Source organism: Pseudomonas sp. WS 5532, from assembly GCF_012985445.1.
Classification (GTDB): Bacteria; Pseudomonadota; Gammaproteobacteria; order Pseudomonadales; family Pseudomonadaceae; genus Aquipseudomonas; species Aquipseudomonas edaphica.
Window position 1 is genome coordinate 199,858 of record NZ_JAAQWK010000010.1, and the last position, 13,472, is coordinate 213,329.

Genomic DNA, 13,472 nt, shown 5'->3' on the forward strand with positions numbered 1-13,472 from the left:
CGTGACGCTCTGCGTCACAAAGGCGGACGCAGAGCGTCCTTAGCGGCATTCCCACGCAGAGCGTGGGAACGATCATGTCCCTCAGAGATAACACCCTTGAGCATTCAACCGAGTACTTACTCTCCGGACATCGCGGTCCCCGCCGACAAACGCGTGTTCGGCGCCCGCGACCTGTTCTCCCTGTGGTTCTCCCTTGGCATCGGCCTGATGGTCCTGCAAACCGGCGCCTTGCTCGCGCCGGGCCTGGGCTTGTCCGGCTCGTTGCTGGCGATTTTTCTCGGCACGCTGGTCGGCGTGTTGCTGCTGGCCGCCGTCGGTGTGATCGGCAGCGACACCGGCCTGTCCGCCATGGCCGCGCTCAAACTCAGCCTCGGCGCCAAGGGCGCGAGCCTGCCGGCACTGCTGAACCTTTTACAGCTGGTCGGCTGGGGCTCGTTCGAGATCATCGTGATGCGCGACGCCGCCAGCTTGCTGGGCACCCGCGCGTTCAGCGAGGGCAGCCTGCTCGCCAGCCCATTGCTGTGGACCCTGTTTTTCGGTGGCTTGGCGACGTTGCTGGCGGTCAGCGGGCCGCTGACATTCGTGCGCCAGATCCTGCGTAAATGGGGCATCTGGCTGCTGCTCGCCGCCTGCCTGTGGCTGACCTGGAACCTGTTCGCCAAGGCTGACCTCACGGCGTTGTGGGCCAAGTCCGGTGACGGCTCGATGCCGTTTGCGGTGGGCTTTGATATTGCCATCGCCATGCCGCTGTCGTGGTTGCCGCTTATCGCCGACTACTCACGCTTCGGCCAGCGCGCCAAAAGCGTGTTCGGCGGTACGGCGTTGGGCTTCTTTATCGGTAACTTCTGGCTGATGAGCCTGGGCGTGGCCTATACCCTGGCATTTGCGCCCAGTGGTGAAGTGAATGCGCTGTTGCTGGCGCTGGCCGGTGCTGGCTTGGGCATTCCGTTGCTGCTGATCCTGTTGGACGAGTCGGAAAACGCCTTTGCCGATATTCACTCGGCGGCAGTGTCCAGCGGGATTCTGTTGCGCTTGAAGGTCGAGCACCTGGCCTTGGCCATCGGTGTGATCTGCACCTTGATCGCCTGCCTGGCGCCGCTGGCGCAGTATCAGAACTTCCTGCTGCTGATCGGCTCGGTGTTTGCGCCGCTGTTTGGCGTGGTGCTGGTGGATCACTTTATCCTGCGCCGGCGTGGCCAGGGCACGGTTGCCAACCTGCATTGGCCGGCGCTGGTGGCCTGGCTGGGTGGCATCGCCACCTATCACGTGCTGGCCAACCTGTATCCGAATATCGGTGCAACCCTGCCGGCACTGGTGCTGGCAGGGCTGTTACAGCTGATCCTTGGGCGTGCGGTCAGTGGCGCGCAGGCATCAGCTCAGGCTTGAGCACGCCGGTGAGGCGCGCATAGGGGATGGTCATTTCGATCAGCCCCAATGCATAAGGGGCGATGGTGCTCACGTTGTACTTGAGCACCACGCCGGCGCTGGTCAGGGCCACGTTCGGGGTTTTCTGGAACGGCCAGCTCTTTACGAACTCCGGGTCGCGGTCCATCTGCGAATTGATCAGCCAGCTGTTGTGGGCGACTTTCGCGGTGTTCCAGAACGCCTGTTCCTGGCCCGGCAGCAGCATGTCGGCCAGGCTCAGCTCTTTGTGCAGCAGGCGTGAATAGTTGATGAAACCGCGGCCGGGCGCGCCGTGGGCGGTGCCGGTATCCAGATAACTGGACACTTCAACGATCACCAGTCCGTCATGCTGCTCACGTACCTTGGCTTGCAAGTACATGCTGTTGCGGTTCGGCGACTCGCGCAGGAACTTGTCGCGGTAGGCATTCAGGGTCGGCGGCACGCTGGCGCCGGGCGTGGTGCGGGTCATTTGCAGCAGGCGTTGCTCAACAATGCTGTCCAACTGCGGCTCGCTGGGGAAGTGCACGGTGTCGATGTTCACCAGTGGGCATTCCGGGCTGTTGCAGCCGGGTTTGATTTGTTCGGAAGTGTCCGGCTTGGTGTACAGGGGCTTGAGGTAGCTGGGCTGGAACAGGCTCTGGCAAGCGCCCAGAGTCAAGGCAATACAGGCCACGGAGGCGATTTTTAAAAGCGACATGTGCGTCCTTCGGAAATCGATGGAAAGCGAAAAAGAGTAGCGCTTCGACTGCGAACAAAGCCGTCAGTTCGCCACTAAGCTGATTAGAGTGAGTGTGACGTCCGCCGTCTATCCCGGCAACCGGAAAGGGGCTGCATCAAGGGCCATGGGCGCGTTAGGATGGCGCGAATTGCACCTGCGTAACGAGGAAGGATATGACGGACATTGCCAAATCGACGCCGAACACCATCGAGATCGTTCAGCGCGACAATGCCTATAAGGGCTTTTACCAGCTTGATCGCGTGCAACTGCGCCACGAGAAGTTCGATGGCGGCATGAGCCGGGTGATCAATCGTGAAGTCTTTGTGCGTCATGATGCGGTGTGCGTGCTGCCCTACGACCCGCAGCGCGATGAAGTGGTGTTGATCGAGCAGTTCCGTATCGGCGCCATGGGCCGTACCGGCAACCCGTGGCTGGTGGAAATGGTCGCGGGGCTGATTGATAAGGATGAACAACCGGAGGAGGTTGCACACCGCGAAGCCGAGGAGGAAGCTGGCCTTACGTTCTCTGCGCTGTGGCCGATCACCAAATATTTCCCGTCGCCCGGTGGCAGTACCGAATTCGTGCACTTGTACCTCGGTCGTTGCGACAGCTCAGGTGCAGGTGGCGTCCATGGACTGGAAGAAGAAGCAGAAGATATCCGCGTCACCCCCTGGGCCTTTGAAGATGCCCTGCAAGCGGTGCGTGACGGCAAAATTTCCAACGCAGCCAGCATTATCGCCCTGCAATGGCTTGCGCTTAATCGCGCGGAAGTGAGGGGGTTATGGCAGTAAAGGCACGGGAACGATACCGGGTTGACCTGATCGGGCTGCAAGCCGCCTGCGAGGCCAATTATGCGCGGCTGATGCGCCTGCTCCCCGACATGCGTCACGCCCCCGAGGCGCGGCGTATTGCCGTGACCCATGGCGACCAGATGCTGGGCGTGCTGACCCTTGAGGTCATCGTCAACTGCCCGTACACCACCACCCTGCGGGTGCGCCAGGAGCACAGCCTGCCCTGGCTGCCGGTGCCGCAGCTGGAGGTTCAGGTGTATCACGATGCGCGCATGGCCGAAGTCATCAGCGCAGAACACGCGCGACGCTTTCGCAGCATCTATCCTTATCCGAATGTGTTCATGCACCAGCCCGATGAGAAAGCACAACTCAATGTGTTCCTCGGCGAATGGTTGAGTCACTGCCTGGCCCTGGGCCATGAATTCGAAGTCGTGCGCTAGATGTGAACTGCGTCTTTCCTCTTTGTGTCCTGCCCCAGCATAATCGCGCTACCTATCCATTCCTGTGATTGCCTTGGGAGAGCGCCTTGCCGAGCGTATCCGCTGTGAACCCTGATGCGTCGGTGCTGCTGGTGCAGTTGTCCGACAGCCACCTGTTTGCCGAGGCCGACGGTTCGCTGCTGGGCATGAACACCCGCGACAGCCTGCAGCGGGTGATTGGTTTGGTGCGCGAGCAACAGCCGCAGATCGATTTGGTGCTGGCCACGGGAGACTTGTCCCAGGACGGCACGCTTGAGTCTTACCAGCTATTTCGCGACCTGACTCGGCAGATCGACGCGCCGGCGCGCTGGATTCCTGGCAACCACGACGAGCCGCAGATCATGGCCCACGCGGCGGTGCACAGCGATTTGCTCGAGCCGGTGGTCGATATCGGCAATTGGCGCGTCACCCTGCTGGATTCGGCGGTTCCGGGCTCGGTCCCCGGTTATTTGCAGGATTCGCAATTGCAATTGCTCGCCCAAGCCCTGAGTGAGGCGCCAAACCGTCATCATCTGGTGTGTTTTCACCATCATCCGGTGTCCATCGGTTGTGCGTGGATGGAGCCCATCGGCCTGCGCAACCCTGAAGCCCTGTTTGCCGTACTCGACCGTTTCCCACAGGTAAAAGCGGTGCTGTGGGGCCATGTGCACCAGGAAATCGACCGCGAGCGCAACGACGTGCGCCTGCTGGCGTCGCCGTCCACCTGTATCCAGTTCGCGCCGGGCAGCGAGGACTTCAAGGTCAGCGAGCAGGCGCCGGGGTATCGCTGGCTGCGATTGCATGCCGACGGACGGTTGGAGACGGGCGTGGAGCGAATAAAAGGATTCGAATTTACCGTCGATTACGGCAGCAACGGCTATTAAACCCTGCAAACACTGATCAAAATGTGGGAGCTGGCTTGCCTGCGATAGCGCTGGGCCAGTTAATCAATAGCTAACTGATCCGCCGCCATCGCAGGCAAGCCAGCTCCCACATTCGATCCGCTTCTGCCTGTATTCCCTGTAAACTGCGCCTCTTTGGCTGATGCACGGAGAGCCCGGCATGTCCGCGTCGATTCTATATATCCACGGTTTCAACAGCGCGCCTGCGTCCAACAAGGCCACCCAGTTGAGCACCGTGATGGACAGCCTCGGGTTGAGCGACCAATTGCGTGTGCCGGCCCTGCATCACCACCCGCGTCAGGCGATTCCTCAATTGGAAGAGGCCATTGCGGAACTGGGGCGGCCGCTGCTGGTGGGAAGCTCACTCGGCGGCTACTATGCAACCCATCTTGCCGAACGCCATGGCCTCAAGGCGCTGCTGGTGAACCCGGCGGTCAGCCCGCATCGGATGTTTGACGGTTACCTGGGCACCCAGAAGAACCTCTACACCGATGAAACCTGGGAGCTGACCCACGACCACGTCACGGCCCTGGCCGAACTGGAAGTGCCGGCGCCCCAGGATGCCGCGCGTTATCAAGTGTGGTTGCAGACCGGGGATGAAACCCTGGATTATCGCCTCGCCCAGCAGTATTACCGGGCCTGTGCCTTGCGCATCCAGGCCGGTGGCGACCATGGTTACCAGGGGTTCGCCCAGCAATTGCCGGCCATGTTGAGTTTTGCCGGCATTGGCGCAGATCAGTATCAATCCTTCGACTTTGCAGCACTGTAAAGTCCAGGGGCACTTTTTAATCGAACGACTCACGACGAGACCCCATGGCCACTCCCAGCGCTAGCTCTTATAACGCCGACGCCATCGAAGTCCTCTCGGGCCTCGACCCGGTGCGCAAACGCCCCGGCATGTACACCGACACCAGTCGGCCGAACCACCTTGCCCAGGAAGTCATCGACAACAGCGTCGACGAAGCCTTGGCCGGGCATGCCAAGTCGGTACAAGTCATCCTCCACGCCGACCATTCCCTGGAAGTGTCCGACGATGGTCGCGGCATGCCGGTGGACATTCACCCGGAAGAGGGTGTGTCGGGCGTCGAGCTGATCCTTACCAAGCTCCATGCGGGCGGCAAGTTTTCCAACAAGAACTACCAGTTCTCCGGTGGCTTGCACGGTGTGGGTATTTCCGTGGTCAACGCCCTGTCGACCCTGGTGCGGGTCAAGGTCAAGCGCGACGGCAACGAGTATCAGATGACCTTTGCCGATGGCTACAAAGCCACCGACCTGGAGGTCGTCGGTACCGTTGGCAAGCGCAACACCGGCACCAGCGTGTACTTCGCGCCGGACCCGAAATACTTCGATTCGCCAAAATTCTCCATCAGCCGCCTCAAGCATGTACTCAAGGCCAAGGCGGTATTGTGCCCGGGCCTGCTGGTCAGCTTTGAAGACAAAGGCACCGGCGAAAAGGTCGAATGGCACTACGAAGATGGCCTGCGCTCCTACCTGGAAGACTCGGTCAGCGACTTTGAACGCCTGCCTAACGAGCCGTTCTGCGGCAGCCTGGCGGGGAATAAGGAAGCCGTCGACTGGGCGCTGCTGTGGTTGCCCGAAGGTGGCGACAGCGTGCAGGAAAGCTACGTCAACCTGATCCCCACCGCCCAGGGCGGCACCCACGTCAACGGTTTGCGCCAGGGTTTGCTGGACGCCATGCGCGAGTTCTGCGAATACCGCAGCCTGTTGCCGCGCGGTGTGAAGCTGGCGCCGGAAGACGTGTGGGAGCGCATCGCGTTCGTGCTGTCGATGAAGATGCAGGAGCCGCAGTTCTCCGGCCAGACCAAAGAGCGTTTGTCGTCCCGCGAGGCGGCGGCGTTTGTCTCCGGTGTGGTCAAGGACGCGTTCAGCCTATGGCTCAACGAGCACCCGGAACTGGGCCTGGCCCTGGCGGAGCTGGCGATCAACAACGCCGGTCGTCGCCTGAAGGCCAGCAAGAAAGTCGAGCGCAAGCGCATCACCCAAGGCCCGGCACTCCCAGGCAAATTGGCCGATTGCGCCGGGCAAGACCCGATGCGCTCCGAGCTGTTCCTGGTCGAAGGTGACTCCGCCGGCGGTTCCGCCAAGCAAGCGCGAGACAAGGAATTCCAGGCGATCCTGCCGTTGCGCGGCAAGATCCTCAACACCTGGGAAGTCGACGGCAGCGAAGTCCTGGCCAGCCAGGAAGTGCACAACATCGCCGTTGCGATTGGTGTAGACCCGGGCGCGGCGGACATGAGCCAGCTGCGCTACGGCAAGATCTGCATCCTTGCCGACGCCGACTCCGACGGTTTGCACATCGCCACCTTGCTGTGTGCGCTGTTTGTGCAGCACTTCCGCCCGTTGGTGGATGCCGGCCACGTCTACGTCGCCATGCCGCCGTTGTACCGTATCGACCTGGGCAAAGAGATTTTCTACGCCCTGGACGAAGCTGAGCGCGATGGCATCCTCGACCGCCTGGTGGCCGAGAAGAAACGCGGCAAGCCACAGGTCACGCGATTTAAAGGCCTGGGTGAGATGAACCCGCCGCAGCTGCGCGAAACCACCATGGACCCGAACACGCGGCGCCTGGTGCAGTTGACCCTGGAAGACTTCGCCGGCACGTCGGAAATGATGGACATGCTGCTGGCGAAGAAGCGTGCGCCGGACCGCAAAGCCTGGCTGGAGTCCAAGGGTAACCTGGCCGAGGTACTGGGCTGATGCGCACAGGCTTCGCCCTGGCGATCCTGATGTTGAGCGGGTTGGCGGCCACCCAAGCGGTGGCCGCGCCCGTGGCTGAGCTTAAATTAGTCTCCGAACACCCGGTGGACGGCATGCGCGGTGGCAACCTGTCGGGCCTGGCGCTGTGTGGCCAGGACCTGTGGACGGTTTCCGACCGTGATGACGACCAGATCTATCGCCTCGATATCAGCGCGCCGACCTGGAAGGCCGAAACCGTGAAGATCGAGGTGCCGCCGGTGCCCGAGTCCGGCCTGCCTTGGGGTTTGCGTTCGCGCACCAAGGCTGCGTCGTTCATTCGTGGCGGCGACCTGGATTTTGAAGGCATCACCTGTGACGCCGCCGGCAACCGCTACATTGTCAGTGAAGCCCATGCGGCGGTGCTGCAAGTGCCGGTGAACGGTGCGCCGCAATGGTTGAAGATTGCTCCGGGCATGGTCCGCGAAGCGCGGGCCAGTGGGATGTTGCTGCACTTCAATGCCTTGTTCGAAGGTTTGGCGATCAACCCCGAAGGCAATCAGATCTGGCTGGCCGCCGAGCGAGAGCGACGAGGGTTGATCTCGATCAAGCGTGGCCAGAGCGTGTGGGATTGCGATGGGCCCTGTGTGTTGCTGAGCGAGGCCGGCCAGGAAGTGCAACCGGCACAGTTCACCAACGCCAAGGCGGTGTCCAAGGACTTTGCCGACCTGGCGCTGTTCAACGGCAAGCTGTTTACCCTGGAGCGCAATGCGTTCCAGATTTGCCGGCGCGATGCGGTCACGGCCAAAGTCGAGCTGTGCTGGTCGTTTGCCGACGAAACCCTGACACCGAACCGGCGTTATGCCCAGCCTTATGGCTTGGCCGAAGCCCTGGTGGTGGATGCCGAAGGTGTGTGGTTGGGTATCGACAATAATTTTGGCCCGCGTGCCGACGGTGAAAAACGCCCGGTGGTCTATCGTTTTGCCGCGCCGGCCGGTGGCTGGGGCGCCCAACCATGACGGCAGCGCCGCCCGGCAAACGTGCCGGACGTGTACTGATGTTCGTGGCATGGGGCGCCGGGCTGTTTTTGGCCACGCGTTTTTTTGGGCAGTGGGAAGCGCGTCAGGAAAACCCCAATGCGGTGGTGACCTCAGAGCAGCATGAGGGTTACATCGAAGTAAAATTGCTGGGCAACGGCCAAGGGCATTTTGTCGCCAGCGGCCAGATCAACGGATCGCCGGTGGAGTTTATGCTCGACACCGGCGCGACCGATGTGGCGGTGCCGGCCGAATTGGCCGACCGCCTCGGGCTCAAGCGCGGCCTGCCCGTGACCTTGAGCACCGCCAATGGGCGTAGCCAGGGCTACCGCACCAGCCTTGATCGCCTGAAGCTGGGCGATATTGTCCTGCAGGACGTCCGCGCGCTGGTAGCGCCGGGCTTGGGCGGTGAGCAGGTACTGTTGGGCATGAGTGCATTGAAACAACTTGAATTTACCCAGCGCAGCGGCACCATGCTGCTGCGCCAGACCAAACAATGATGAGGCCCGCATGAGTGACATCCTCGCAGACAGCTTAGATGGCGTAGAACGCCGATCGCTGGCTGACTTCACCGAAAATGCCTACCTCAACTACTCCATGTACGTGATCATGGACCGTGCCTTGCCGCATATCGGCGACGGCCTTAAGCCCGTACAGCGGCGCATTATCTACGCCATGAGTGAGTTGGGCCTGGACGCAGATTCCAAGCACAAGAAATCGGCGCGTACCGTCGGTGACGTGCTCGGTAAGTTCCACCCCCACGGCGACTCGGCCTGCTACGAAGCCATGGTGCTGATGGCCCAGCCGTTCAGCTACCGCTACACCTTGGTGGACGGCCAGGGTAACTGGGGTGCGCCGGATGATCCCAAGTCCTTCGCCGCCATGCGGTACACCGAGGCGCGTCTGTCGCGTTACTCGGAAGTGCTGCTGAGCGAGTTGGGCCAGGGCACCGCGAACTGGGGGCCTAACTTCGACGGCACCCTGGACGAACCGCTGGTGTTGCCGGCGCGTTTGCCGAATATCCTGCTCAATGGCACCACCGGCATCGCGGTCGGCATGGCCACTGATGTGCCGCCGCACAACCTGCGCGAAGTCGCGACTGCCTGCGTGCGTTTGCTTGATGAGCCAAAAGCTACGGTCGAGCAGCTCTGCGAGCATATTCAAGGCCCGGATTACCCGACCGAAGCGGAAATCATCACGCCGCGTGCCGACCTGCTGAAGATGTACGAGACCGGCAAGGGCTCGGTGCGCATGCGCGCGGTTTACCACATTGAAGACGGCGACATTATTGTCACCGCACTGCCGCACCAGGTGTCCGGTGCCAAGGTGCTGGAGCAGATTGCCGCGCTGATGCAGGCCAAACCGTCGAAATTGCCGCAAGTGGCTGACTTGCGTGACGAGTCCGACCACGAAAACCCCTGCCGCATCGTGATCATCCCGACCAACAGCCGGGTCGACCACGAAGTGCTGATGCAGCATCTGTTCGCCAGCACCGACCTTGAGTCCAGCTACCGGGTCAACGTCAACATCATCGGCCTGGACGGCAAGCCACAGCTGAAAAACCTGCGCAACCTGCTGGTGGAATGGCTGGAGTTCCGCGTACAGACCGTGCGCCGCCGCCTGCAATTTCGTCTCGACAAGGTTGAGCGCCGCCTGCACCTGTTGGATGGTTTGCTGATCGCTTACCTCAACCTGGATGAAGTGATCCACATCATCCGCACCGCCGAGCACCCGAAAGCCGAGCTGATCGCGCGTTTCGAACTGAGCGAGATCCAGGCCGACTACATCCTCGACACCCGCTTGCGTCAGTTGGCGCGGCTCGAAGAGATGAAGTTGCGCGACGAGCAAGACGCGCTGCTCAAGGAGCAAGCCAAGCTGCAAGCCCTGTTGGGTAGCGAAACCAAGCTCAAGAAGCTGGTGCGCAGCGAACTGATCAAAGACGCCGAAACCTATGGCGATGATCGCCGCTCGCCAATCGTCGAGCGCGCAGAAGCGAAGGCCCTGACAGAAACCGAACTGTTGCCTAACGAGAAAATTACCGTCGTTCTGTCGGAAAAGGGTTGGGTTCGTTCCGCCAAAGGGCATGATATTGACGCCACCGGCCTCTCGTACAAGGCTGGCGATGGTTTCAAGACCGCTGCGGCCGGGCGTTCCAACCAGTTTGCGGTGTTTATCGACTCCACCGGGCGCAGCTATTCGGTGCCCGCGCACACCTTGCCATCGGCACGTGGGCAGGGCGAGCCGCTGACCGGGCGCCTGACGCCGCCACCGGGGGCGAATTTCGAGTGCGTGCTGCTGCCGGACGACGATTCACTGTATGTGATCGCCTCCGACGCGGGTTACGGTTTTGTGGTCAAGGGTGAAGACCTGCAGGCCAAGAACAAGGCGGGCAAAGCGTTGTTGAGCTTGCCGAACAACGCCAAGGTGATCCTGCCGCGTACCGTGGAAGACCGCGAGAGCAATTGGCTGGCATCGGTGACCACCGAAGGGCGTTTGCTGGTGTTCAAGATCAGCGATTTGCCGCAGTTGGGTAAAGGCAAGGGCAACAAGATTATCGGGATTCCCGGGGAGCGCGTGGCCAGTCGCGAAGAGTACGTGACCGACATCGCCGTGATCCCGGAAGGCTCTACCCTGGTGCTCCAGGCTGGCAAGCGCACGCTGTCACTGCGCCCCGACGACCTTGAACACTACAAGGGTGAGCGTGGCCGACGGGGTAATAAACTGCCGCGTGGCTTCCAGCGCGTGGATGCTTTGCTGGTGGAAACGCCTGTTTAAGGCGGATTAGAGGGCTCGATCTACGATTTAACGCGTAGATCGGCGCTTTCGCGCTGGAGTCAGGGCGCATATTCACGGATGATATGGCCTTTCCAGCGCCGGCGTGGCCGAGCGTGTTTAGGTTATTTTTAGTATTACATTGTGGTTCGCCTTGTGGCAGCCACCTGGATGGGATGATGACTGCTCCACGCCTTCCTTTATTTTTGATGCTCGCTGGCCTTTTGGGGCTGGCGGGTTGCAGCACACACCAACCGGTGTCGCTGTACCAGCTGGACAGCGGAAGTCCGGCTCAGCCTGCGCAAACCGCAGGCATGGCCGTTTTGCTTGGCCCGGTCGTTGTTGCTGATTACCTGCAACGCGAAACCCTGCTTCAACGTCAGAACGACGGCAGCCTGCAAGGTTCCACCGATGGTCGTTGGGCGGGTAGTTTGTCGTCCGATATCAACCAGCTGATGTTGCGTCAGGTGGCTGGCCATCTCGACAGTCAGCGTGTGGTGCTTGCGCCTGGGCCGGCGGGTTTTACCCCGGACGTGCAGGTATTGCTAACCATCACGCGGCTTGACTCGGGTGCTTCGCAGCCGGCGATTCTTGACGCCCAATGGCGCTTGATCGACCGCCGTGGCCAGGTGCGCGATAACCGCATCGTGCACCTGCAGGAAGAACATACCGGCACCACCGCGTCCCAGGTCCAGGCCCAGGGCGTGTTGTTGCAGCATCTGGCGCAACAGTTGTCGGTGGCGCTCAAGCCATTGGCCAACCAGCCGCCAGTGGCCGAGGCGCCGCGCAAGCAAGCGCCGTCCCAGGCCAAACCGTCAGCTCCGCAGAAGCCTAAGATGCCGATGGCCACGCCGATTCGCACGGATATGGAAGTGTTCAGGTTCTGATCTGAATCGCGCCCAAACAAAAGGCCCGCTTACTCAGCGGGCCTTTTTGTTGTTGATCGTTCCCACGCTCCGCGTGGGAATGCCTCTTGGGACGCTCCGCGTCCCGTTGCGCAGCAGTGACGCAGAGCGTCACGGAATGCATTCCCACGCGGAGCGTGGGAACGATCAGCCATCAGGGCTTTGTACGGGTCTCATGCATGCGCGCCAGCTGGCGTTCCAGCATCGACGGGTACGGCTCCATCAGCCGCTCCACACAGCTTGCGCCTTCAGGGCTGGCAATCGGGCGGATACGTGCGCGCTGGCGGATCAGCGCATCTTCACTGATCTTGCGCTCCACCAGCAGCAGGTTGCGGCTGTGTTGGGACAAGGCCAGCGCATCCTGGGCGATCTCGGTAAGCAGCAGGTCGATCTGGCTCATGCCGAACAGATCGTCTCCGACGGTCAGGCCAAGTTGCAGCTGCAAGGTAATGCCGCTGTCGGCCACTTCAATCTGCAAGGCATGGCCGAGGGCGCGCAGCAGCTCGCCGCAGCAGATGGCATTGGTCAGGTAGTCTTCGCCGCTGTCTTCGCTGTGGAACAGCATCAACGTGCTGCCGTCGTTCAGGGTGTGCAGCTCGCTCTGATAGAGCGACGCAGCCTGGTCGAGGCAGTCGCGGTAGCGCTCCAGCAATTCGGTGAGGCGCGCACGGGGCAGGCGACGCAGTTGGTCCTGGGCACCCAGTTGCACAGCCAGTACGGCGCTGTGCTGCGGCTCGGTATTTTTTACCGGCGCAGGTTGCGAGGCCACAACGGGTGCGGCGGCCGAGGTGTCGCGCAGGTCGGCGAACGGGTCTTCATCGTCCAGTTCGTCCTCTTCGGCCTTGATCACCTGGCGTGGCGCAGGCTTGAGGGCGGCCACCGGCGCGCTTTCGTCAAAGCCTGGGTCACGCAGGTTGCGCACTTCAAACTCGGGCTCGTCGTCGTAGTCGGTGTCGTCGTACTCAGGCTCGGGTTCAACCTCAGGCACCACCGGCTCGGGAGCGAAGCTGGCGTGAAGCTGGCGGGCGAGGTCGCCGATTTCGTCCTGGCGGTCGGTGGCCGGGGTGTGTTCGTCGATATCGCGCAGCCAGATGCGCAGTTGCATCAGCGGCGTGGAGATATGCCGACCCAGGCGCAAGCTCAGGGCCAGGGCCAGTGCCAGCAGGATCGCGCTGAGGATGCCCATGCTTTGCAGGCTGATGGTCATCGGCTGCTGGAATTGCTGCATGTCGAGGCTGATGCGCAGTTGCCCGGCCTTCACATCCTGAAACGTAATATTGCTCGAATACAGACCTTCGGCTTCACCCAGCAGGCCGTTTTTCGGGCGCTGCCCGGCTTCGGCCATGATCCGGTTGTCCACGCTGTAGATGGCGGCGTGGGCCACCAGCGGGTTCTTGGTCAGGTTATTGAGCAGCACGTTGAGGCTGAGGATGTCGTTGGACACCAGCAACTCAGTCGCCGAAGTGGCGGTCTGGGTCGTCAGGCTCTCGCCCAGGGCGTCGGCTTGCTCGTGCATGGCCTGCTTGAACTGCAAACCCATCACGCAGGCGTAGATCACCAAGGCCAGAGCGACCAGGATCACGTTATGGCTGGCGATGCGTAATGCGATCGGTACACGGCGGTGGCGCAGTGCCCGGAAGATCAGCAGGAAGAAGTTATCGGTTTTTACTGGCGTGGGCCGGTTCACTTGCGCTCGGCTCTTGGTCCGTGAAGTTGACGCGCAGTATAGCGACAGGCCTAGAACCGGCAAAGCGCTCGCTGTGCCCGATGGTCACTGAAAGTGGGTAGAAT

12 protein-coding genes are annotated in these 13,472 nt (G+C 61.5%); 10 read left to right on the forward strand and 2 right to left on the reverse strand.

Annotation, left to right across the window (positions count from 1 at the left end):
* Nucleotides 1–96: 96 nt before the first annotated feature.
* Nucleotides 97–1,386 (forward strand): putative hydroxymethylpyrimidine transporter CytX, encoded by a 1,290-nt coding sequence (gene cytX / locus HBO23_RS18760; protein ID WP_170039099.1) that lies wholly within the window; start codon nt 97–99, stop codon nt 1,384–1,386.
* Here cytX and HBO23_RS18765 read toward each other — a convergent pair.
* On the reverse strand, nt 1,355–2,101 hold the full coding sequence (locus HBO23_RS18765) for an RsiV family protein (protein WP_170039101.1): 747 nt from the start codon (nt 2,099–2,101) through the stop codon (nt 1,355–1,357). The genes cytX and HBO23_RS18765 overlap by 32 nt on opposite strands.
* Nucleotides 2,102–2,295: 194 nt before the next feature.
* Between HBO23_RS18765 and HBO23_RS18770 the strand changes: the two genes are divergently transcribed.
* The 9 genes from HBO23_RS18770 (at nt 2,296) to HBO23_RS18810 (ending at nt 11,663) form a co-directional block, all read left to right on the forward strand.
* Nucleotides 2,296–2,913, forward strand: coding sequence for an NUDIX domain-containing protein (locus HBO23_RS18770; RefSeq protein WP_017138486.1), 618 nt, complete (start codon nt 2,296–2,298; stop codon nt 2,911–2,913).
* Complete coding sequence (locus HBO23_RS18775; protein WP_017138485.1) at nt 2,904–3,353, forward strand: DUF1249 domain-containing protein; 450 nt, start codon at nt 2,904–2,906, stop codon at nt 3,351–3,353. The genes HBO23_RS18770 and HBO23_RS18775 overlap by 10 nt, the downstream gene beginning before the upstream one ends.
* An 86-nt stretch (nt 3,354–3,439) precedes the next feature.
* Nucleotides 3,440–4,255 carry a 3',5'-cyclic-AMP phosphodiesterase gene (gene cpdA, locus HBO23_RS18780; RefSeq protein WP_170039103.1) on the forward strand — a complete coding sequence of 272 codons (816 nt, stop codon included), beginning with the start codon at nt 3,440–3,442 and terminating at the stop codon, nt 4,253–4,255.
* Between the two features lie 178 nt (nt 4,256–4,433).
* Nucleotides 4,434–5,042, forward strand: a complete 609-nt coding sequence (locus HBO23_RS18785; RefSeq protein ID WP_099548086.1) for a YqiA/YcfP family alpha/beta fold hydrolase — start codon at nt 4,434–4,436, stop codon at nt 5,040–5,042.
* A 44-nt stretch (nt 5,043–5,086) separates the two neighbouring features.
* Nucleotides 5,087–6,991 carry a DNA topoisomerase IV subunit B gene (parE, locus tag HBO23_RS18790; protein WP_099548087.1) on the forward strand — a complete coding sequence of 635 codons (1,905 nt, stop codon included), beginning with the start codon at nt 5,087–5,089 and terminating at the stop codon, nt 6,989–6,991.
* Nucleotides 6,991–7,986: an esterase-like activity of phytase family protein gene (locus tag HBO23_RS18795; protein ID WP_170039105.1), complete on the forward strand. Its 996-nt coding sequence runs from the start codon at nt 6,991–6,993 to the stop codon at nt 7,984–7,986. Before parE ends, HBO23_RS18795 begins: the two co-directional genes overlap by 1 nt.
* Nucleotides 7,983–8,504, forward strand: coding sequence for a TIGR02281 family clan AA aspartic protease (locus HBO23_RS18800; protein ID WP_017138480.1), 522 nt, complete (start codon nt 7,983–7,985; stop codon nt 8,502–8,504). Before HBO23_RS18795 ends, HBO23_RS18800 begins: the two co-directional genes overlap by 4 nt.
* Before the next feature lie 10 nt (nt 8,505–8,514).
* Nucleotides 8,515–10,779 (forward strand): DNA topoisomerase IV subunit A, encoded by a 2,265-nt coding sequence (parC, locus tag HBO23_RS18805; protein WP_017138479.1) that lies wholly within the window; start codon nt 8,515–8,517, stop codon nt 10,777–10,779.
* 176 nt (nt 10,780–10,955) lie between these two features.
* The gene (locus HBO23_RS18810; protein WP_170039107.1) at nt 10,956–11,663 is read left to right on the forward strand and encodes a PqiC family protein; all 708 of its coding nucleotides are present in this window, start codon (nt 10,956–10,958) and stop codon (nt 11,661–11,663) included.
* A gap of 172 nt (nt 11,664–11,835) precedes the next feature.
* Here the strand turns inward: HBO23_RS18810 and HBO23_RS18820 are convergent, their stop codons facing one another.
* Nucleotides 11,836–13,368, reverse strand: a complete 1,533-nt coding sequence (locus HBO23_RS18820) for an AhpA/YtjB family protein (protein ID WP_170039111.1) — start codon at nt 13,366–13,368, stop codon at nt 11,836–11,838.
* Between the last annotated feature and the right edge of the window lie 104 nt (nt 13,369–13,472).